The organism is Stutzerimonas azotifigens DSM 17556, assembly GCF_000425625.1.
GTDB classification, from domain to species: Bacteria; Pseudomonadota; Gammaproteobacteria; order Pseudomonadales; family Pseudomonadaceae; genus Stutzerimonas; species Stutzerimonas azotifigens.
In genome coordinates this window covers 24,896-45,727 of record NZ_AUDU01000066.1, presented here as the reverse complement: position 1 = coordinate 45,727, position 20,832 = coordinate 24,896, and the positions used below count along the sequence as shown (strand labels likewise).

The window sequence follows — 20,832 nt, the reverse complement described above, 5'->3', positions numbered from 1 at the left end:
GCATACCGACCGGGGCAGCCAGTACGCCAGCCAGGCCCATCGCGACCTACTGGCCCGCCACGGCCTGGTCGCCAGCATGAGCCGCAAGGGCAACTGTTGGGACAACGCGGTCATGGAGCGTTTCTTCCTGAGCCTGAAGATGGAACGGGTCTGGCAGCAGCACTATGCCAATCAGGCCGAGGCCATGGCTGACATCACTCACTACATCGTCGGCTTCTACAACACACACCGGCTGCACTCCTTTCTCGGCTACCAATCACCGACCGACTACGAAAAGGCCACCGCCTGAAATCCCCTATCCCGGTGTCCACCAAAACTTGACCACGACAGAGGGGGATGTTCGCTGAAGCTCGAGCCCACGGACCCAGCCTCGGCCAGCAGCGGCCCGCTTTGCCCTTCTCCCCCGGGAGAAGGTGGCCCGCAGGGCGGGATGAGGGAGCGCCGCCCCGAACCCGCCAGCCTCCACCCCGCCCTCTCCCGGAGAGGTGGATGTTAGCGGCCGCCTGGGGCTCCGCAGGCCGGCCTCAGGCGTGCGGAGTCGCCTTCACGCGGCGCCGCACCGGGCCGGCCCGCGCTTCGATCTGCTCGCGCACCGGTTCGCGCCAGCCGAGCATGAAGCCGAGCTCGGCGAGCACGAACAGCGGCCCCACCAGCAGCCCGATCAGGTCGTCGACGAAGGCCGGCTTGCGCCCCTCGTAGTAGTGGCCGACGAACTGGATCACCCAGCCCACGACGAACAGGCCGAGGCCCAGCGCCAGCCAGGGCGCGGTCGGGCCGGTCGCCAGCGCCGCGCCGAGCCACAGGCAGGCGCCCAGCACCGCCAGCATGCAGAGGCCGTAGCGCAGGTCCAGGCGCAGATAGAAGACCGCCGCCGCCAGCGCCGCGGGCAGCGCCGGGCTCAGCCAGAGGTCGCCGAGCGCGAGGCCCTGGCGTGACAGCAGCACGGTCACCGCCAGCAGGATCAGCGGGATGCCGAAGAAATGGGTCAGCAGGTTGCGCGGGTCGCGGTGGTAGGCCGCGTACTGCGCCAGGTGGTCGATCAGGGTCTTCATGGCGGCTCCTGTAGGCGGACCGGGGCGACACCCGCGGGTCTACTCGAAGATTAGCGGCTGCCGGCCGCCCGTGCCGGCGCGCCCTCGGCCGGCTCGGGGCGGTAGCCCAGGCGCAGCCCGCCCCAGTGCCGGCCCTGAACCAGGATCGGTACCGAGAGGTCGTGCATCAGCTCGCCGGTGTCGCGGCTGTAGGTCTGTAGCAGCAGCGGGCGGTCGTGGTTGCCGCAACGCGCGCCGGTGCGGTCGTTGAACAGGCGCTTGCTGCGGCTCCTGACCCGGTCGATCTCCGGCTTGCCGGTGGGTGGCGCGCTGAAGGCGCGATTGTGCGTCGGCACGTAGCCCTCCGGGGTGGTGGCGATGGCGTAGACCAGGCCGTCGTGGCGGGCCAGCAGCGGCTCCTGGAGGGCCGGCAGGACCTCATCGGCATAGTGGTCGAAGCGGGTGTGGTAGCGCACCGGGTCGGTGCCGGGCTCGGGCCGGTAGTCGCGGTCGAACAGGTCGGCGATGGCGATGCGCCCGGCGGCGAGGTCCGCCTCGAAACGCGCGGCGATCGCGGCAGCGCCTTCACGGGCCAGGTCGTACACGCGCTGGTGATAGTCGTCCAGCTGCACCTCGGCCAGTTGCTCGCTGACCACCTCGGCCTGCTCCACCAGCCGCTCGGCGGCCTCGCCAACCTGGCGGGTCTGCGCGCCGCTGTCGTTGACGTCGGCGCGCAGCTGGTCGATGGCGGTGAACAGCTCGGCCAGCCGCTCGTGGGTGCTCTCGGTGCCGGCGGCGATCTGCGCCACCTGCGCCTCGACGTCGCCGGCCAGCCCGGCGATGCCGGTCAGCTGGTGGCCGGTCTCAACGATCTGCCCGACGGCGGCGTCCAGTTCGCCAGCCTGCTGGAGGATATGGGCGACCACCGCTTCGCTCTGCTGGCGGATGTCGGCGATCATCCGCGCGACTTCGCCGGTAGCGCTGGCGGTGCGCCCGGCGAGCCCGCGCACCTCGTCGGCGACCACCGCGAAACCGCGGCCCACCTCGCCGGCGCGGGCGGCCTCGATGGCGGCATTGAGCGCCAGCAGGTTGGTCTGGCTGGCGATCGACTGGATGACGTCGGTGATCTGGCGGATTTCCTCGGTGCGCGCCGCCAGGCCGTCGATCAGGCCGCGGCTGGCCTCGGTCTGCGCGCCGAGTTGCTGCATGCGCTCGATCGCGCGTTGCAGCTCGGCCTGCCCGGCTTCGCTGGAGCGCCGCACCGCGGCGGCGGCCTGCAACGCCGCGGCCGCGCGCTCGGCGCTCTGCCGCTCGGTGCCGGTGATGGCGTCGGCACCACGGGCGATCTCCTCGACCGCCGCCAGCTGCGAAGCCAGCCGGTTGCCGACGCGATCGACACCGTAGGCGACCTGCGCCGCGGCCAGCGCGTTGTGACAGGTGTGCCGGGACAGGCGCTGGCTCAGGTCACCGAAGGCCGCGGCGCCGTCGTCCGGCGGCGAAGCCTGCGCGCCGGAGCGCCAGGGCCCGAGCCAGGGCCAGAGGGCGAGCACCATCAACGACAGCGCACCGAGCCAGAAGGGCACGTCCATCTCCCCGTAGAACAGGAGCAGACCGGTGAGGCCGATCGCATGCAGGGTGCAGGCGGCACGGTGGCGAGTGAAGGCTGGGCGCATGGCGGGCCTCGCTTGTTGTTGTTTGCTCGCATTCTGCGGCGCCCCCGCGACGGCCGACAAGGCCGCCTTTCGGCGTAGTCCTGAGGACGGGATTGCCCAAGGGGTTATCGGCGAGCCTGACACACGGCTTGAGCGGCGCGTGCGACCGTCCGCCGGTCAGAGACGCCAAAAGCACCGGGGAAAATGCCGAACGGCGGTGGTCGGGTGCAGTCGCAATCAGTGAGAGCCACAGATAAAGGAGACCGTCATGCTGAAATTTCTCGGCAGCACCATCGGCATCATCTTTCTCATCGGCCTGCTGGTCGTGATCGGGTTGTTCGCCCTGATCTTCTGATCCCCCTCCACTGGGTACCGGCCTGCGCCGGTACGACGGGGATCGGGGGACCGGTGTCTGCCGGCACTGGCATGGACCGGGGCGTCTGCGCCGGTACGCGGAATTCCGGCCTCTCACCCCACCGTCGCCCCGGCGAAGGCCGGGGCCCAGAGGGGCTGCCCCTGCCCCTCGAGTCCCAGCCGGGGCCAGGTGCGCGTTCAGTGCCGCCCGGCATCCGGTGTGTCCAACGGCACCGCCAGCTGCACGCGACGGCGCAGCCAGGGGCTCGGCCGGTAGCGCGGTTCCCCGCCGTAGCAGGCCTGCATGCCTTGGAGGATGTCGAGGATGTTCAGCGGCCCGTAGTGCTGGGCGAAGGCCAGCGGCCCCTTCGGGTAGCCCAGCGCCAGTTCGATGGCACGGTCGAGTGTGGTCGGCGCGGCGATGCCCTTCTGCAGGATCTCGCAGCCGAGGTTGACGATGCTCGCCACCACCCGCTGACTGACGAAACCCGGGGAGTCGTTGATCACCTCCACCGGCACGCCATCGGCGGCGAAGGCCTGGCAGGCCTGGGCTTCCAGCGCCGGCTCGAGGGCCGGCTGGCGCATCAGCACGCGGCGCTTGTCGAAGTCGCTGAACAGGTCGTAGGCCAGCGTGCGGTCGGCCGGCAGCGCCAGCCGCTCGATGGCCTGGCTGGCGTCCTCGCCGAACGGCGTGATGATGCAGATCGCCCGGTCGGAAGGCTCGTCGCCCTCCTCCAGCACCGCCCCGCAGCGGTCGAGCACCGCGCGCAGGCGTGCGCGCAATTGCGGGTCGATGTTGCCCAGCCAGAACGGCCGCTCGATGGTGCCCTGCGGCACCGCCGGCTCGAGGCTGCGGAGCTGCTGGCCGTTCTCGTAGCGGTAGTAGCCCTGCCCGCTCTTGCGCCCGAGCAGGCCGGCGGCCACACGCTGCGCGGCGAGGTAGGAGGGGGTGTAGCGCGGGTCGTAGTAGAACTGGTCGTGCACCGACTCCATCACCGCGTGGGAGATGTCCAGGCCGGTCAGGTCGAACAGTTCGAAGGGGCCCATCTTGAAGCCGGGGCCGTCGCGCAGGATGCGGTCGACCTGTTCCGGCGTGGCGATGCCCTCGCTGACGATGCGCTGGGCCTCGGTGCCGTAGGCACGGCCGGCATGGTTGACGAGGAACCCGGGGGTGTCCGGGGTGGTCGCCGGGAAGTGCCCGGCGTGCTCGGCCAGGGTCACCAGGCGTTCGATCACCGAGGGGTCGGTGCGTTCGCCGCGCACCACTTCCACCAGCTTCATCAGCGGCACCGGGTTGAAGAAGTGGAAGCCGGCCACCCGCTCCGGGCGCCGGCAGGCGCTGGCGATCTGGGTCACCGACAGCGACGAGGTATTGGTGGCGAGCACCGTGTCCTCGCCGACCAGCCCTTCGAGCTCGACGAACAGCGCCTGCTTGACCTCGAGTCTCTCCACGACCGCCTCGATCAGCAGGTCGCAGTCGGCGAGCTCCTTCAGCTCGGCGGCCGGCTGCATGCGCGCCACCGTCTGCTCCAGCGCCGCGGGCGTCAGCCGGCCCTTGGCGACGCTGCGCTGGAGCAGGTCGCGGTTGAACTTCAGGGCCTCGGCGACCGCTTCGCCACGCGTGTCGTAGAGCCAGACCTGCTGGCCCGCGGTGGCGAACAGCTGGGCGATGCCGCGCCCCATGGCGCCGGCGCCGATGATGCCGATCCGGGAAAACATGAGAGCCTCCTCGCTGCCATTGTTATATTCCGCATAGCGGAACATTATTTCGAGAATTGACCGAAAGCCTAAAGGCTGCCAGTCTCCTGTGCAAGCTGCCGCCTACATAACAAATCCAATGTCCGACCACGCCGCCACGCCCGTTGCTCTGCGAATCGTGCAGACCGCTGCCGGCCGCTGCGTGCCCGATCTGCAGGCTCGCCAGGCGCTCGCGCGCCCCCTGCGGCCACCGGCTCCGGACAACGCTAGCAACCCCGAGGCGCCCCGGTTCGACGGGCCGATGGACTGCGCGACCGCGGGCTCCCCTGTCGCCGCGCGGCGGACCTGACGTGCTCGCCCTGCTGCCCCTGGCGCTGGTGCTCGAACTGCTCGGGCTGGTCACCCACGTGCAGGGCCTGAGCGTCGCCAGCGGCGGCCTGCTCGCCCTCTTCTTCCTGCGCCACTGGCGCTCGCTGATGCCCTACCCGCGGCGCCTCGGGTTGGTCACCCTGGCGGTACTGGCGGCCTGGCTGCTCGGCGGCGACGCAACCTGGAGCGAGGCCCGGCGCATGCTCGGTTCGGCGGCCTACTACGGCGCCTTCATCGGCGCGCTGGGGCTGATGCAGTGCCTGGTCAAGCGCCTCGACCAGCTCGGCGAGCTGCACCGTCTGCTGCTGGCCGGCCCGCGACGCCTGCTGTATCCCGGCTACCTGCTGAGCAGCTTCGCAATCAGCTCGATCCTCAGCTTCGGCATGCTCAACCTCATCTGCGGCTCGCTCGACAGCCACCTCAAGCGTCGACCCTACACCGCCACCCAACGTCGCGAAGGCCAGCGCGGGGTGCTGGTGACGGCACTGCGCGGCTTCGCCCTGGTGCCGCTGCTGGCACCCACCAGCGTGACGGTGGCGATCCTCACCCGCGAGCTGCCGGATCTGGGCTGGATCGAACTGTTGCCCTACGGCGCGCTGGCCGCGCTGGTGCTCCTGGTATTCGGCTGGGTGGCGGAGAACCCGCGCCTGCAGCAACTGCGCAGCGATGTAGAGGCGCGCACCACGGAGCACGCCGACGGCGTGCCGCCACGCTTCGCCGGCCTGCTGCTCGGCAGCCTCGCCGGCATCCTGCTGATCGCCGCCACGGCCGCGCTGACCTGGCTGTCGGCGACCCAGGCGGCAATGGTCCTGGTGCCGCTGGTGGTGGCGGTCTACCTGTGGCGACAGGGGCTGACGTTCGACGGTGTGGCCGGCGAACTCACCGACACCCTGGCCGGCATGCGCAACGAGATCTTCATCTTCGCCGCCTCCGGCATGCTCGGCGGGCTGGTCGCCCAACTGGTGCCGGTGCAGGGCCTGACCGAACAGTTCGACGGCACGCCGCTGGCGCTGTTCCTGCTCAGCAGCGCCGCCCTGCTCGGCATCGTCGCCCTGGCGCTGCTGGGCGTCGCGCCGATCATCTCGATGAACCTCTGCGCGGCGCTGCTGGCTCAGCTGGCGCTGCACGGCATCCCCATCATGCAGCCGGCCGTGGCGCTGCTGACCGGGTTCTCGCTGGCCATGCTGCTGTCCCCCTATGGCCCTTCGGCGCTGCTGCTGGCGCGCCATGCGCAGATCTCGCCCTGGCGCATCGCCTTCCACTGGAACGGCCGCTTCGTGCTTTGCGCGCTGCCCCTGTTGCTGGCGCTGCCCCTGCTCGCCTGAACGGTAGTTGACAGCCAGACTTTTGCCGCGACTGTAAAGCCCTGCATTTAGCGCCATTTATTAATGGGCCAGCATGACGCCAGACAATTTCCGCTTCGTTTAAATACGCACGCACTGCGACCTGCGCGCTAATTCGCCGTTTATCCTGAAATCACTTTCATATCAGAGTGATAGATACCACTCGTCAGGATACCGAGCCGCCCCTGAAATAGGTTGAACTCCCAGCCACGCCCGCCTTCCATACCCTACGACCGCTGCATTTACTGAAGGCCAGAACGTTCTGACCGGCAATTAAGAGGAGAGACGAAATGGCTGACAAACAGAAAGGCAACATGAGTGTTAGCGAAGCCGGCCGAAAGGGCGGCGAAACAACTTCCGCAACCCATGGCCGTGAGTTTTATGAAGAAATCGGGCAAAAGGGTGGCGAAAAAGGTGGCCAGCGCGTCCGCGAACTGGTTGACGAAGGCAAGAAGTCCGAAGGCAAGTAATCGACTTCTTGAATTACCCAACCAACAGCGACGGGAGAACCGAAATGGCTGACAAACAGAAAGGCAACATGAGCGTAGGCGAAGCCGGCAAGAAAGGCGGCGAAACCCGCAAGCAGGAACTGGGGCACGAGGGCTACCAGGAGCTCGGCCAGAAAGGCGGGCAACGCGTCCGCGAACTGGTCGAGGAAGGCAAGAAGACCCAGGGCAAGTCCTGACAGTGCCCCCACCACGCGGCACCGCGCCGATTGGCGCTGCCGCCCTGGTAAACCAGCAGGAGTACAGAACATGGCACAGAACAAAGGCGACATGAGCGTACGCGAGGCCGGCCAGAAGGGCGGTGAAACCCGCAAAGAGCAGCTCGGGCCGGAAGGCTATTCCGAGATCGGCAAGAAAGGCGGCGAAACTCGCAAGCAGGAACTGGGGCACGAAGGCTACCAGGAACTCGGCCAAAAAGGTGGGCAGCGTGTTCGCGAACTGGTCGAGGAAGGCAAGAAAACCGAAGGTAAATGAGGTGAGTAATGGCTGACCGAGACAAGAAACAATCCGGCATGAGCGTTAACGAAGCGGGCCATAAAGGTGGCCAGCGCGTCAAGGAGCTTGTCGAAGAAGGCAAGCAGACCGAACGGTCGACTTCCAGCAGTAGCCGCCGGAACGAACAGAAGCGCTGAACAACTAGCCAAGTTGGCATTTGCAACTTATTAAGTTTGTCCACCAACCGCAAGCGAGGTGAAAACATGGCTGATTCAAAAGGCAAGATGAGTGTAAGCGAAGCTGGCAAGAAAGGTGGCCAAGCCACCTCTTCCACCCACGACCGCGAGTTCTATCAAGAGATCGGTCAAAAGGGCGGAGAAGCCGGCGGCCAGAAAGGTGGCCAGCGCACTCGCGAACTTATCAATGAAGGCAAGAAGTCCGAAGGCAATAGCTGATTCATAGCGAACCTCGACTTCCGTTATTTCCATTGAAGCAGGAGAAACAACCATGGCTGATAAAGACAAAGGCAGCATGTCGGTAAGCGAAGCCGGACAGAAAGGCGGCGAAATCCGTAAAGAGCAGCTCGGCCCGGAAGGTTATTCCGAGATCGGCAAGAAAGGCGGTGAAACCCGCAAAGAGCAGCTCGGCACCGAAGGCTATTCCGAAATGGGCCAGAAAGGCGGCGAGACCCGCAAAGAGCAGCTCGGTCCGGAAGGCTATTCCGAAATGGGCAAGATGGGCGGGGAAGCGCGTAAAGAGCAGCTCGGCCCGGAAGGCTATTCGGAACTCGGCCAGAAGGGCGGCCAGCGCGTTCGCGAACTGGTCGAAGAGGGCAAGAAGACCGAAGGCAAGTAATGACTGCTTCGTGAGCAGGCCCTCGGCCTGAACGGCCCGGCGGGAGTTTTCTCGCCGGGCCTTTTATCGATCGTCTCGGAGGAACCATCATGGCACGTGGCATGGGCGGGCATTCCCCGTCGAACATCGCGCATCATCTGAAGGGCATCGATTTCCCGGCATCCAAGGACGACCTCATCCAGCAGGCCAAGAACAACGGCGCGGATTCGGAGGTCCTGGAATCGATCAAGAACATGCCCGACGACGAATACACCGACATGGCCGGCATCATGCAAGGCTACGGCGATTCGCACTGATCCCTCGAATGCCGGGCGCCAGGCGCCCGGCTCGCCTTCGAACGAACGCTCCTTTCACCCCCTCGTATTCCGCATTGCGAAATCAGTTATCGCAATACGCGGATTCGCTGGCTACAATCGACAAAACGCACAGGCGCCGCCAGCCAGCAGGCCGGCGATCTGCTATGGTGCGCCGCCGAACCACCATCCTTGCGACATCCATCATGAGCGCCGAACTCGAAGACAGCAGCAACCCCAAGGACCGGAAGTTCGTCGAGGCCCTCGCCCGGGGGCTGGACGTGCTGCGTGCCTTCACCCACGGCTCGGTGGTCATGGGCAACCAGGACATCGCCCGCATCACCGGTTTGCCCAAGCCGACCGTCTCGCGCATGACCTACACGCTGACCAAGCTCGGCTACCTCAGCTACTCGCAGCAGCTGGAGAAGTACCAGCTCGACTCCGGCGTGCTCGCCCTCGGCTACGCCTACGTCTCCAACCTGCGCGTGCGCCAGCTGGCCAAGCCGTACATGGACGAGTTCGCCCGCCGCACCAACACCAGCGTGGGCCTGACCTGCCGCGACCGGCTGTCGATGATCTACGTCGAGAACTGCCGCCCCGCCGAACTCACCAGCCTGCGCATGGACGCCGGCGTGCGCCTGCCGCTGGCGACCACCGCCGCCGGCCGCGCCTACCTGGCCGCTACCCCGGAAAAGGAACGCGAGCACCTGATGGCGCTGCTCGCCGACAAGTACGAGGACGGCTGGGAGGCGATGAAGGCCTCGCTGGAAGTCTCCTTCGAGGAATTCGAGCGCACCGGCTTCTGCCTCTCGCTCGGCGAGTGGGACCGCAACGTGATGGCCGCCGGCGTGCCGCTGCACCTGTCCGACGGCAGCATCATGGCGCTGACCTGCGGCGCACCCTCCTTCCAGCTCGACGCCGAGACCCTCAAGGGCTCGCTGGCCCACCAGCTGGAAATGCTCGCGCGCGACATCGAAAGCCTCGGCGTCTGATCGCCCTCCGAGCTGAGCGTCGCCTTCGCGTTCGTTGCCAGACCCTGCCCCGTGCAAGCCCCTGGGCCCCGGCCTGAGCCGGGGCGACGGTCATGGTGTCAGCCTTGTACCTAGGTGGATCCTGTTGCCCACCGTGTCGGGCCAAGGCACGGACATCGGCAAGGCACCCCAAACACCGTCGTACCGGCGCAGGCCGGTACCCAGGGGGGCAACGCCCGGGCGTCGGTTCCAGGCCCACGCCCTGCTGCTAGCCCTCTGAACGCCGCGCCGGGGTGACGGAGCAGTGAGACCGTAAGGTGAGCTGAGGCACACCGTGCCGAAGCCAAACACACCACCGGTTCGCGCCTGATACCGCGCCCGTTGGGCTTCGCCACCATCAACCCGAGCTACGCACCGGCGATCGGTGCAGGGTCAATGCTGGCGCACGCTGTCCCAGGCGATCTGCGCCAGCAGGTCGCGGTACTCGGCCAGCGCCGTCTTGCTGCGGCCGGCCAGCCAGTTGCGCGCCATGTCCTGCGCCGGTCCGATCACCACCGAGACGAAACATTCCTTCGGCAGCGGCTTGAACGCGCCGGCGTCGCGGTGCCGACGCAGGATGCCGGCGATGCGCCGGCCATGCTCGCGGTTGAACTCGCGCAGCTGTTCGCCCATTTCCCCCGCCTCGACCCGCCCGCGGTTGTGCAGGATGAAGCGCGCCCAGTCCGGGTTGGCCACCACCCAGTCGATGTAGCCGCTGACGAACAGCTTCACGCAGGCCTCCGGCTCGAGCGTCTCGATCAGCCCGGCTTCCAGCCGCGCCGCGTATTCGCCGATGCCCTCCAGGTAGAGCACGCCGATGATCCGCTCGCGATTGCCGAAATGATGGTAGAGGCTGCCGATGCTGGCGCCGGAACGGTCGCGAATCATCTCGATGGTGGTGGCTTCCACGCCTTGCTCGGTGAAGCAGGCGAGCGCCGCCTGGAGGATCTGCTGCTTGCGGGCACTACGCGCCATGCGGGCTCCTGATCAGACTAGAATATTTTTCTAGAATTTCATTCTGGTCCTCCTATACTGCCCCGATCGCAGTCGCGGATGAAGCCGGAGAACAACAGCATGGCGACGATACAGCCCCAGGCGCGCACGATCGACAACGGCAACGGCCAGAGCCTGGCCAGCCACTGGTATCACCCCGCCGGGCGCCTGCATGGCGCCGTGCTTCTCGCCCCGGCGATGGGCGTGGAGCAGCGCTTCTACGCCGGTTTCGCCGGCTGGCTCGCCGGGCAGGGCTATCTGACGGTCACCTTCGACTACGCCGGCATGGGCCTGTCGCGGCGCGGGCCGCTGCGGCAGCTGGAGGTGGACATCTTCGACTGGGCGCGGCACGACTGCAGCGCCATGCTCGCCAGCCTCGCGCAAGCCGCCGGCGACGCCCCGCTGTACTGGATCGGCCACAGCCTGGGCGGTCAGATCGTGCCGCTGGTGCGCGGCCACGAGCGCCTCGCCCGGATCGTCACCGTGGCCGTGGGCAGCGGCTACTGGCGCGAGAACAGCCCGCAGATCCGGCGCCAGGCCTGGCTGCTCTGGCACGGCCTGGCGCCGCTGCTGACGGCGATCGCCGGCTACTTCCCCGGCAGCCGCATCGGTGCGGTCGGCGACCTGCCGCGCGGCGTCATCCGCCAGTGGCGGCGCTGGTGCCTGGACCCGGAGTATCTGGTCGGCGCCGAAGGCGAGCCGGTGCGCCAGGCCTTCGCCAGCGTGCGCACGCCGGTCACCTCGCTGTCGTTCAGCGACGACGAGATGATGTCGGCGCGCAACACCGAGTCCCTGCACGGCTTCTACTGCGGCGCGCCGCTGCGCAGCCGGCGCATCGCGCCGCAGGATCTGGGCGTGGCGCGCATCGGTCATTTCGGTTTCTTCCGCCAGGCGTTCGCCGACAGCCTGTGGGCCGGCTATCTGCTGCCGGAGCTGCGCCGCGGCGATGCCGGGCAGGCGGCGGCCGAGCCCGGCGATGCGCAACTGGCGCCAGGCCTGCACTGAACGTCGCCCCGGCGAAGGCCGGGGCCCAGGTGGCCTGCACCGGGGCTGGCCTGCAGCCACGCACGATCGCGACGCTTGGGCGTCGCCCCGCTGGGCACCGGCCTGCGCCGGTACGACGGGAGTCTGGGATTGTGGCAGTGTCGCCGCTGGTGGGCTGAAGCCCACCCTACCTGCTGCCCGCCCACGCTCCGCTCACCGAGATCGAACAAGGCCGGCGTCCGGGCATGAAAAAACCGGGCGCCGGGCCCGGTTTCTCTTAACGCTGGGAACGCCTCAGGCCACCTGCAGCAGCCTGGAGAATGCCTTGACGTGATGATCCTCGTCGCCAAACTCGTGGCCGATCATCACCAGGCGCTTGGCGTGGTGGGCCAGGTTGTATTCCCAGGTCATGCCGATGCCACCGTGCAGCTGGATGGCTTCCTCGGCGATCTTGCGGCCGGCGCGGGCGCAGACGTACTTGGCGGCGGCGAGCACGCGGCGGCGGTCGTCGTTGTCCTCGCCGTCGGCAAAGGTCGCGGCGAGGATCGCCATGCTGGTGGCCTGCTCCAGCTCGGTCTGCATGTCCACCATGCGGTGCTGCAGGACCTGGAACTTGCCGATCGGCACGCCGAACTGCTTGCGCGTCTTCAGGTAGTCCAGCGTCAGCTTGCAGGCCTCCTGCATGCTGCCCAGCGCCTCGGCGCACTGCGCGGCGATGGCCCGGCCCTGCTGATACTGCAGCGCGGCGAAGACGCTGCCCGGCTCGCCGAGTACCGCGTCGGCAGCGACCTTTACCCCGTCGAGGAACAGCTCGCAGCCCATGCGCCCGTCGATGGTCGGGTACGCCCGGCGGCTGACGCCCTCGGCATTCGGGTCGACCAGGAACAGGCCGATGCCCTGCTCGTCGAAGCGACGGCCGCCGACCCGTGCGGAGACGATGAGCTTGCCGGCGCTGTGCCCGCCGATGACCACCGCCTTGCGCCCTGACAGCCGGTAGCCGTCGCCGGCCGCCTCGGCGCGGGTCTGCACGTCATTGAGCTGGTAGTGGCTCTGCAGCTCCTCGAAGGCCACCGCCAGCTGCAGCGCGGCCGAGGCCACCTGCGGCAGCAGGTCCTGCTTCTGCGCGTCGCTGCCGAGCTGGGCGACCAGCCCGCCGCCGAACACCACCGAGTGCAGGTAGGGCTCGAGCGTCAGGCCGCGGCCCAGTTCGGTCATCACCAGCATGGTTTCCACGCCGCTGCCGCCGAAGCCGCCGAACTCCTCGGCGAAGGGCACGGCGGTCAGGCCCAGCTCGCCGAGCTGGTTCCAGAACTCGACGGAGAAGCCCTGCTCGCTCTCGCGGTATTTCTCGCGCTGCTCGAACGGATAGGCGTCACGCACCAGGCGCGCCGCGGTGTCCTGCAGCATCTGCTGTTCTTCGGTCAGTCTGAAGTCCATGGCGGTGCCTCCTTACAGCTCGAGAATCATCTTCGAGACGATGTTCTTCTGGATTTCGTTGGAGCCGCCGAAGATCGACAGCTTGCGCATGTTGAAGTAGTGGCCGGCCAGCGACGGGCTGTAGTCGGCATGCAGCGGCTCGCCCTGGTAGTCGAGCTCAAGCTCCTCCTCGAGGAACGGCAGCGCGTAGGGGCCGATCACCTTGCGCAGCAGGTTCGTGATCGCCTGGCGGATCTCGGTGCCCTTGACCTTGAGGATCGACGACTCGGCGCCGGGGACGCCGCCTTCCTTCGCCGCGGCGAGGATGCGCAGGGTGCTCATCTCGATGGCCATCAGCTGCATCTCCACTTCCGCGACCTGGGCGCGGAACAGCGGGTCCTCCAGCATCGGCTGGCCGCCGGCGGTTTCCTTCATGGCGATGCGCTTGAGGTGCGCCAGCGCCGCCTTGGAGGCGCCGATACCGGCCAGGCCGGTGCGCTCGTGGGTCAGCAGGTACTTGGCGCAGGTCCAGCCCTTGTTCTCCTCGCCGACCAGGTTCTCCACCGGCACCCTGACGTTGTCGAAGAACACCTCGTTGACCTCGTGGTCGCCGTCGAGGGTGATGATCGGGCGTACGCTGATGCCGGGGCTGGTCATGTCGATCAGCAGGAAGCTGATGCCGCGCTGCTGCTGGGCTTCCGGGTCGGTGCGCACCAGGCAGAAGATCATGTTGGCGTGCTGGCCGAGGGTGGTCCAGGTCTTCTGGCCATTGACGATGTAGTGGTCGCCGTCGCGCACGGCGCGGGTCTTGAGGCTCGCGAGATCCGAGCCGGCGCCCGGCTCGGAATAGCCCTGGCACCACCAGTCCTCGCCCGAGAGGATGCGCGGCAGGTAGTGGTCCTTCTGCGCCTGGGTGCCGAACTTGATGATCACCGGGGCCACCATGTTGACCCCGAACGGGATGGTGCGCGGCGCGCCGAAGGCGGCGCACTCCTCGTCGAAGATGTGCTTTTCCACCGGACCCCAGGTAGTGCCGCCCAGCTCCACCGGCCAACCGGGCGCGTACCAGCCCTTCTTCGACAGGATCTGCTGCCAGCGCTGGTGATCTTCCTTGCTCAGGTGCTTGCCGAGCTTGACCTTGGCGGCGATGTCCTGCGGCAGTTCGCTGGACAGGAAGGCGCGAACCTCGTCTCGGAAGGCGAGCTCTTCGGCCGTGTAATTGACGTTCATGAATGCATCCTCTGTACGTTCAGCAGTGGTGGCAGCGGCTCACTGGCCGGGCTGCCAGTCCGAGAACCTGCGCCCTTCGGCAGCGAGTCTTTCCAGCAGCGGCGCCGGCTTCCACCAGTCGCCGCAACGCGCGTGCAGTTCCTTGACCTTCGCCAGCACGGTGTCGAGCCCGACGCTGTCGGCGTAGAACATCGGCCCGCCGCGAAACGCCGGGAAGCCATAGCCGTTGAGGTAGATCACGTCGATGTCGCTCGAGCGCTGGGCGATGCCTTCCTCGAGGATCTTCGCGCCCTCGTTCACCAGCGCGTAGATCGTCCGCTCGATGATGTACGCCTCGTCCAGCGTGCGGCGCTCGACGCCCTTCTCGCGCGAGGCGGCTTCGAGCATCGGCGCCAGGTCCGGGTTCTCCAGCGGCGTGCGGTTGCCCGGTTCGTAGCGGTAGTAGCCGGCGCCGGTCTTCTGCCCGAGCATGCCGGCCTCGCAGAGCCTGTCGGAGACGGTGGGGAAGTCGCGGTCCGGCGGCAGGGTCGCGCGCTGGCGCTTGCGGATCGCCTGGCCGATGTCCAGCCCGGAGAGATCGCGCATGGCGAACGGGCCCATGGCCATGCCGAAGTTGCGCAGCGCGCCGTCGACCTGCTGCGGCGTGGCGCCCTCCTCCAGCAGGAACTCCGCCTCGCGGCCGTACTGGAAGATCATCCGGTTGCCGACGAAGCCGTCGCAGACGCCGACCACCACCGAGACCTTCTTCAGCTTCTTGCCAATGGCCATGGCGGTGGCCAGCACCTCGTGACTGGTCTTCTCGCCGCGCACCACTTCCAGCAGGCGCATGACGTTGGCCGGGCTGAAGAAGTGCAGGCCGACCACGTCCTCGGGGCGCCTGGTGAAGGCGGCGATCTGGTTGACGTCCAGCGACGAGGTGTTGCTCGCCAGGATCGCGCCGGGCCTGCAGACCGCGTCGAGCTTCTCGAACACCTGCTGCTTGACACCCATGTCCTCGAACACCGCCTCGATGACCAGATCGACCTCGGCCAGCGTGGCGTAGTCGGTCACGCCCTCGACCAGCTTGAGGCGCTTCTCCATGGCCTCCTCGCTCAGGCTGCCGCGCTTGACGCTGGCGCCATAGGTGTCGCGGGCGCGCTGCAGGGCGCGGCCGAGCGCCGCGTCGTCGATTTCCAGCAGCTTGACCGGCAGCCCGGCGTTGGCGAAGCACAGGGCGATGCCGACGCCCATGGTGCCGCCGCCGATCACCGCGGCCGACCTGATCTCGCGCGGTTTCGCGTCGGCCGGCAGGTCGGCGATCTTGCTCGCCTGGCGCTCGGCAAAGAAGCTGTGCACCAGCGCCGCGCGCTGCGGCGACTGCAGGCATTCGGCGAACAGCTCGCGCTCGCGCCTGAGGCCCTCGGCCAGCGGCAGCCTGGTTGCGGCCTCGACGGCAGCGATACAACGCAGCGGCGAGAACAGCCCGCGCATGCGCTTGGCCACCTCGGCGTGCCTGGCGGCGATCAGCGCCTCGTTGTCGGCGCCCTCCAGGCCGCGGGTCTGCTCGCCGGTGCGACGCGGCGCGCGGCCTTCCTCGACCATGCGGTGGGCGTAGGCCAGGCCGGCCTCGACCAGATCACCCTCGAACAGCTCGTCGACGATGTGGTGCTCGACCGCCTCGGCCGCGCCGATCGGCTGGCCGCTGACGATCATGTCCAGCGCCTTGGCCACCCCGGCCAGGCGCGGCAGGCGCTGGGTGCCGCCGGCGCCCGGCAGCAGGCCGAGCTTCACTTCCGGCAGGCCGACCTTGGCGTCGCCCCGGGCGATCCGGTAGTGGCAGCCGAGTGCCACTTCCAGCCCGCCGCCGAGCGCGGTGCCGTGGATCACCGCGACGCTGGGCTTGCTCGCCCCTTCGATGAACGCGATCACGTCCGGCAGGCTCGGCGCCTGCGGCGGCTTGCCGAACTCCTTGATGTCCGCCCCGGCGATGAAGGTGTTGCCCTCGCAGACCAGCGCGACGGCGCGCACCTCGGCGTCGGCCTCGGCGGCCCGGAAGGCCTCCAGCAGGCCCTGGCGTACCGCGACGCCTAGCGCATTGACCGGTGGGTTGTTGACCGTGATGAGGGCGATCGCGCCCCGGCGTTCGAGCCGAACGACGTCGGACATGGCAGCCTCCGCTTCTAGGGGATCATTAATTGGATTTATTTTCACGAAACCATGTTTCGCACAGCAGAATAATAGAGCCATTTCTATCTGTCGAGGGGCCGAAACACGCACGGCGGCCTCGCCGATCAAATGAACAGCTTAGGACGACAGGAAGGAAAAACCGGCGCTCAGGAGCTGTGCGCCGCGCACCAGACCGTAGGGGCGCGCACCTTTGACGGCAGCGAGGGCCAGGTCAGCTGCGGGCGGGTATCAGCGGCGCATCGTCGAGCAGCGCGAGGTCCAGGCGCAGCAGGCGCACGGCGCGCTCGTCCGCCAGGCTCGCCGGGGCCTGCCCCTCGGGCAGCTCGACCAGCTGGCGGGTCAGGTTGAGCAGCAGCGCCTCGCGCGAGAACACCCCGGCGCCCAGCGCATAGTAGGCGGCGATGAGCTGCCGCAGCCCGAGCGGCAGGCGCCACTGGGCACGCAGCGCCGAGCCGAAGCCGGCGGCGTGCTCGGCCAGCAGCCGTTCGAGGGTCGGCTCGTCCAGCTCGCCGCCGGCGTCGAGCCAGTCCTGCAGCACGCGCAGCAGGGCCAGTTCGCCGATGTTCTGCAGCAGCCCGGCGGTGTAGCAGCTCTCGCCGTCGAGCCCGAGCCGCTGGGCCAGCCACAGCGCCAGCTCGGCGGCCCGCTGCGCCTGCCCGGTGGCGGCCCGGGCCTGGCGCAGCAGGCGTTCGTCGGCCAGCCGCGCGTTGCGCTGGATGGCCAGCGACAGCACCAGGTTCAGCGCTCGCTTGACGCCCAGTCGCGGCAGCGCGTGTGCCAGGCTCTGGCAGGCGGCGCCCTGGTAGTTCGCCGCGCTGTTGGCCACGCTGATCAGGCGTGCGGCGATCTGCGGCTCGCCGGCGAACGATTCCTCCAGCTCGCCGAGGTCGCAGCGGTCGGCACGCAGGCACTGGGCCACGGCCGCCCGAATGTCGGCCAGCAGCGGGGCACCCTGGTTGTCGGTGCGCCTGTCGTGCAGGTAGTCGCTCAGCGGCGGAACCGCCGCCTGCTCGCTGGCCTGCGGCAAGGCGCTGCGCAGGCGCCGGCCGAGCTGCTCGGCCGACAGCGGCCGGGTCAGGTAGGCGCTCAAACCGAGCGGCAGGGCCTCGCGCACGCTGGCGCTGTCGGCTTCGGCGTCTACCAGCAGGCAGCTCGCCCGCCGGGCCGGCGCGCGCCGGCGCAGCTCGCGCAGCAGGTCGAGGCCGCGCATGTCGCTCAGCGCCGCGGCGACGATCAGCAGGTCGGCCGCCTGCGTCTGCTCCCCTGCGAGAACCGAGGCCCCGTCGGCGCTGGCCTGGACGCGCGCGCCCGGCTGCAGCGCACGCACCTGCGCCTCGATCAGCTCACGGCTGGCGGGGTCGGGATGGGCGATCAGCACGAGGGGCAAGGCGGAGGGATGCACGGGGGGCTCGGAGCGAAAAGTGTGACGCAAGTCTAACAATTCACTTCCGTGCCGTTACTGACCTGCGACAAGAATGGCGCACGCCTCGGAATGCGAAACGGCATCCGCCGGGATGCCGTTTCGTCTAACGCCGCTTACAGGCCCAGGCAGAGGTACTTGATCTCGAGGTAATCCTCGATGCCGTACTTGGAGCCTTCGCGGCCGAGGCCGGACGACTTCACCCCGCCGAAGGGCGCCACCTCGGTGGAGATCAGCCCGGTGTTGATGCCGATCATCCCCGACTCGATCGCCTCGGCGACGCGGAACACCCGGCCCAGGTCACGGGCGTAGAAGTAGGCGGCCAGACCGAACTCGGTGTCGTTGGCCAGGGCGATGCCTTCGGCCTCGTCCTTGAAGCGGAACAGCGGGGCCAGCGGGCCGAAGGTCTCCTCCCTGGCCACCTTGGCGTCGTGCGGCACATTCACCATCAGCGTCGGCTCGAAGTAGCTGCCGCCCAGCTGGTGCGCCTTGCCGCCGGTGAGCAGCCGGGCGCCACGGCCGGTGGCGTCCTCGATGTGCTCCCTGACCTTGGCCGCGGCGCGGTCGTCGATCAGCGGGCCGATGTCCACGCCTTCCTCCAGGCCGTTGCCGACCTTGAGCTTCTCCACCGCCGCCTTGAACTTCTCGGCGAAGGCGTCGTACACGCCATCCTGCACGTACAGGCGGTTGACGCACACGCAGGTCTGCCCGGCGTTGCGGTACTTGGACTGCATGGCGCCCTTGACCGCCTCGTCCAGGTCGGCGTCGTCGAACACCAGGAATGGCGCGTTGCCGCCCAGTTCCAGCGAGACCTTCTTGATCCCCGGCGCGCACTGGGCCATGAGCTTGGCGCCGACCTCGGTGGAGCCGGTGAACGAAATCTTGCGCACCGTCGGGTTGCGGGTCAGTTCGTCGCCGATCTCGCCGGCCGAGCCGGTTATCACGCTGAACACGCCCCTGGGAATGCCGGCGCGCTCGGCCAGCTCGGCCAGCGCCAGCGCCGAGAACGGCGTCTGGCTGGCCGGCTTGAGTACCATGGTGCAACCGGCGGCCAGCGCCGGGCCGGCCTTGCGGGTGATCATCGCCGCCGGGAAGTTCCAGGGCGTGATCGCCGCGGTGACGCCGATCGGCTGCTTGATCACCAGGATGCGCTTGTCCTTCTGGTGCGCCGGGATGGTGTCGCCGTAGACCCGCTTGGCCTCCTCGGCGAACCACTCGATGAAGGAGGCGGCATAGGCGATCTCGCCCTTGGCCTCGGCCAGCGGCTTGCCCTGCTCCAGGGTCATCAGGCGGCCCAGGTCGTCCTGGTTCTCCATCATCAGCTCGTACCAGCGGCGCAGCTTCTGCGAGCGCTCCTTGGCAGTCAGGTCGCGCCAGGCCGGCAGCGCCCGCTCGGCGGCGTCGATGGCGCGACGGGTCTCGGCCGCGCCCATCTTCGGCACGCTGCCGAGGATCTCGTTGCTGGCGGGGTTGTTCACCTGGATCGTCTGGCCGCTGTCCGCGTCCTGCCAGGTGCCGTCGATATACGCCTGCTGGCGGAACAGCGAAGTGTCTTTGAGTTGCATGGCAGTCTCCTCGAAGCCGCAGCGTCTTGCTGCGTAAGCGCGGGGCGGCGCCCGCCAGGGAAAAGTCGCGACAGGCGTGGGAACGGCGACGACCGGAAGAGGTTCCCGGCCTGGCCTGATCGGCGAATCACTTCATCCTAGGCCCGCGCAAAAGCCAGCGGCAAGTGCATGTGCGCGGCGGTTGGCTACTCATAGACCGGCCTGATGTCGAAAAGCCGGCCATTGGCCCACCTGACGGCACGCAGGTGCCTGAAAACAAAAGCGCTCTTTGAAAGAAGCCGGTTGAGAAAGGCGCCGGCAAGTGGTCAAATAGGCGCCCTCTGTGCATCCGTAGCTCAGCTGGATAGAGTACTGCCCTCCGAAGGCAATACTCATCGAGTTGTGAAGGGTGTCAGCTAATGGTCAAATAGGCCGCCGCAACAATTACGCACCAGTAGCTCAGCTGGATAGAGTACCGCCCTCCGAAGGCGGGGGTCGTGGGTTCGAATCCCGCCTGGTGCGCCATATCTGTATGATTTAAAAGCCTTTTCCTAAGGCTCTGCCGATCCAGATCCCGGATTGGCTAATCTCTCAAAATTGATCTCCATGCGGATACTCAGATTGTGGTGAGTACTGCCCGCAGCGCTCCTTTCCGACTCATTTTCGGGCTGTGCCAATTCTGTGCCTAAACCGTGCCTCAAAGTCTGGCCCCCTATTTTGCGAGCGGGGATTTTGAGTACTAGCCTTAAAGAGCTGCAGCCACAACGCTCTGTTCTGTTAAGCAAGGTTGCATGGTTCGGCCATTTGCCCGAGAACTGCTGGCCGGCTTTAGCCGTCCCTGCTGATGCGCTGAGCGCCGCCGGCCACCCTCAGGCAGCGCCGGCAGCGAAAAACACATGATCACTCGTGGAGATATGCCCAGCGCCCCAGCAGGGTTTTCGATTCGACCTGGTCGTAATTCTGCTTTGGTAAATAAACAAGTTGGTCCCAGTTCAAACCACTACCCGCTTTGAACAGCAGGGCCCATTGATTGCCATAGAAACCTTTGAGAGCCGCCTCGCCCATTACAATCTCAAGTGGCGGCAGCCTGCCTGGGATCGCCTCGACAAAATCAGGTACAAGTTGTACCAAGCGCTCAGGTGGCTCTCCGGTTGCCTTAATGTAATGCTCTATCGCAATGACCAAAACAGCAGCTCGCTCACCCGCCCGTTCATAGCCTTCCATTCTCATTGCTGTTCCCGCCTGCAAACCGGCAAGGCCGCCGAAAAGCACACCCAGCATGATGGCCGGGAAATATTCCCGCCACTTTCGGGTCACCAGCATAACCAGCAGCGCAACAAGCACATGGATGACGGAATAAGCCACTACGAAGAAAACAACCACCTCCAGGCTGGTACGCCCCCACGGCGCATAACCAAGCAGCGGGAATCCTCCCATGACCAAGCAGGGTGCTGCAGCGATCATTGCAGCAATAGTAAATCGAGCTCCATAATTCTTCATAAAAACCTATATAAAATCCAAGAAATAAAGCAA

20 protein-coding genes, 1 tRNA gene and 2 pseudogenes are annotated in these 20,832 nt (G+C 67.3%); 13 read left to right on the top strand and 10 right to left on the bottom strand.

The window, feature by feature from the left end; all coding sequences use genetic code 11:
• Window positions 1-289, top strand: a 289-nt coding sequence (locus H610_RS0106925) for an integrase core domain-containing protein (RefSeq protein WP_028239002.1), incomplete at its 5' end; no start/stop codon positions are given.
• A 235-nt stretch (window positions 290-524) separates the two neighbouring features.
• Here H610_RS0106925 and H610_RS0106920 read toward each other — a convergent pair.
• Entirely contained in the window at window positions 525-1,052 is a 528-nt protein-coding gene (locus H610_RS0106920) for an Mpo1 family 2-hydroxy fatty acid dioxygenase (protein ID WP_028239001.1), read from the bottom strand.
• 50 nt (window positions 1,053-1,102) lie between these two features.
• Window positions 1,103-2,704: a methyl-accepting chemotaxis protein gene (locus tag H610_RS23400; RefSeq protein ID WP_051231553.1), complete on the bottom strand. Its 1,602-nt coding sequence runs from the start codon at window positions 2,702-2,704 to the stop codon at window positions 1,103-1,105.
• Between the two features lie 247 nt (window positions 2,705-2,951).
• Between H610_RS23400 and H610_RS26185 the strand changes: the two genes are divergently transcribed.
• Entirely contained in the window at window positions 2,952-3,038 is an 87-nt protein-coding gene (locus tag H610_RS26185) for a small membrane protein YohP (RefSeq protein ID WP_122164729.1), read from the top strand.
• A gap of 197 nt (window positions 3,039-3,235) precedes the next feature.
• Here the strand turns inward: H610_RS26185 and H610_RS0106905 are convergent, their stop codons facing one another.
• Window positions 3,236-4,756: a 3-hydroxyacyl-CoA dehydrogenase gene (locus H610_RS0106905; RefSeq protein ID WP_028239000.1), complete on the bottom strand. Its 1,521-nt coding sequence runs from the start codon at window positions 4,754-4,756 to the stop codon at window positions 3,236-3,238.
• 329 nt (window positions 4,757-5,085) lie between these two features.
• On the opposite strand from H610_RS0106905, the gene H610_RS0106900 reads away from it, so the two are divergent.
• From H610_RS0106900 to H610_RS0106865, 9 genes and pseudogenes are all read left to right on the top strand, one after another.
• Complete coding sequence (locus H610_RS0106900) at window positions 5,086-6,429, top strand: hypothetical protein (RefSeq protein ID WP_028238999.1); 1,344 nt, start codon at window positions 5,086-5,088, stop codon at window positions 6,427-6,429.
• 308 nt (window positions 6,430-6,737) lie between these two features.
• Window positions 6,738-6,857 (top strand): annotated as a pseudogene (locus H610_RS24765) (Em GEA1 (EM1)); the annotation flags it as partial.
• A 104-nt stretch (window positions 6,858-6,961) separates the two neighbouring features.
• Window positions 6,962-7,132: a hypothetical protein gene (locus H610_RS0106890; protein WP_028238997.1), complete on the top strand. Its 171-nt coding sequence runs from the start codon at window positions 6,962-6,964 to the stop codon at window positions 7,130-7,132.
• Between the two features lie 70 nt (window positions 7,133-7,202).
• Entirely contained in the window at window positions 7,203-7,427 is a 225-nt protein-coding gene (locus H610_RS25355; RefSeq protein ID WP_028238996.1) for a KGG domain-containing protein, read from the top strand.
• An 8-nt stretch (window positions 7,428-7,435) separates the two neighbouring features.
• Window positions 7,436-7,585 carry a hypothetical protein gene (locus H610_RS25775; protein WP_169338851.1) on the top strand — a complete coding sequence of 50 codons (150 nt, stop codon included), beginning with the start codon at window positions 7,436-7,438 and terminating at the stop codon, window positions 7,583-7,585.
• Between the two features lie 66 nt (window positions 7,586-7,651).
• Window positions 7,652-7,777, top strand: a pseudogene (locus tag H610_RS25920) (KGG domain-containing protein); the annotation flags it as partial.
• A gap of 118 nt (window positions 7,778-7,895) precedes the next feature.
• Window positions 7,896-8,243: a KGG domain-containing protein gene (locus tag H610_RS23390; protein ID WP_043237865.1), complete on the top strand. Its 348-nt coding sequence runs from the start codon at window positions 7,896-7,898 to the stop codon at window positions 8,241-8,243.
• A gap of 89 nt (window positions 8,244-8,332) precedes the next feature.
• A complete protein-coding gene (locus H610_RS0106870; RefSeq protein ID WP_236614277.1) occupies window positions 8,333-8,539 on the top strand; it encodes a DUF2795 domain-containing protein in 207 nt (68 codons plus the stop codon).
• A 203-nt stretch (window positions 8,540-8,742) separates the two neighbouring features.
• A complete protein-coding gene (locus H610_RS0106865; protein WP_028238993.1) occupies window positions 8,743-9,528 on the top strand; it encodes an IclR family transcriptional regulator in 786 nt (261 codons plus the stop codon).
• A gap of 411 nt (window positions 9,529-9,939) precedes the next feature.
• Here the strand turns inward: H610_RS0106865 and H610_RS0106860 are convergent, their stop codons facing one another.
• Entirely contained in the window at window positions 9,940-10,521 is a 582-nt protein-coding gene (locus H610_RS0106860; protein ID WP_028238992.1) for a TetR/AcrR family transcriptional regulator, read from the bottom strand.
• A gap of 99 nt (window positions 10,522-10,620) precedes the next feature.
• Here H610_RS0106860 and H610_RS23385 point away from each other — a divergent pair, with 99 nt between their 5' ends.
• Complete coding sequence (locus H610_RS23385; RefSeq protein WP_051231555.1) at window positions 10,621-11,544, top strand: alpha/beta hydrolase family protein; 924 nt, start codon at window positions 10,621-10,623, stop codon at window positions 11,542-11,544.
• Between the two features lie 273 nt (window positions 11,545-11,817).
• On the opposite strand, the gene H610_RS0106850 is transcribed toward H610_RS23385, so the two are convergent.
• The 5 genes from H610_RS0106850 to gabD form a co-directional block, all read right to left on the bottom strand.
• A complete protein-coding gene (locus tag H610_RS0106850; protein ID WP_028238991.1) occupies window positions 11,818-12,960 on the bottom strand; it encodes an acyl-CoA dehydrogenase family protein in 1,143 nt (380 codons plus the stop codon).
• A gap of 12 nt (window positions 12,961-12,972) precedes the next feature.
• Window positions 12,973-14,169, bottom strand: a complete 1,197-nt coding sequence (locus H610_RS0106845; RefSeq protein WP_028238990.1) for an acyl-CoA dehydrogenase family protein — start codon at window positions 14,167-14,169, stop codon at window positions 12,973-12,975.
• A 39-nt stretch (window positions 14,170-14,208) separates the two neighbouring features.
• A complete protein-coding gene (locus tag H610_RS0106840; protein ID WP_028238989.1) occupies window positions 14,209-16,314 on the bottom strand; it encodes a 3-hydroxyacyl-CoA dehydrogenase NAD-binding domain-containing protein in 2,106 nt (701 codons plus the stop codon).
• Window positions 16,315-16,546: 232 nt separating this feature from the next.
• Window positions 16,547-17,737 (bottom strand): HDOD domain-containing protein, encoded by a 1,191-nt coding sequence (locus H610_RS0106835; protein WP_028238988.1) that lies wholly within the window; start codon window positions 17,735-17,737, stop codon window positions 16,547-16,549.
• 134 nt (window positions 17,738-17,871) lie between these two features.
• Entirely contained in the window at window positions 17,872-19,320 is a 1,449-nt protein-coding gene (gene gabD / locus H610_RS0106830) for an NADP-dependent succinate-semialdehyde dehydrogenase (protein ID WP_028238987.1), read from the bottom strand.
• Between the two features lie 427 nt (window positions 19,321-19,747).
• Between gabD and H610_RS0106825 the strand changes: the two genes are divergently transcribed.
• Window positions 19,748-19,824: transfer RNA gene (locus H610_RS0106825), tRNA-Arg, on the top strand.
• 375 nt (window positions 19,825-20,199) lie between these two features.
• Here H610_RS0106825 and H610_RS0106820 read toward each other — a convergent pair.
• Window positions 20,200-20,799: a hypothetical protein gene (locus H610_RS0106820; protein ID WP_152529056.1), complete on the bottom strand. Its 600-nt coding sequence runs from the start codon at window positions 20,797-20,799 to the stop codon at window positions 20,200-20,202.
• Window positions 20,800-20,832: the final 33 nt, after the last annotated feature.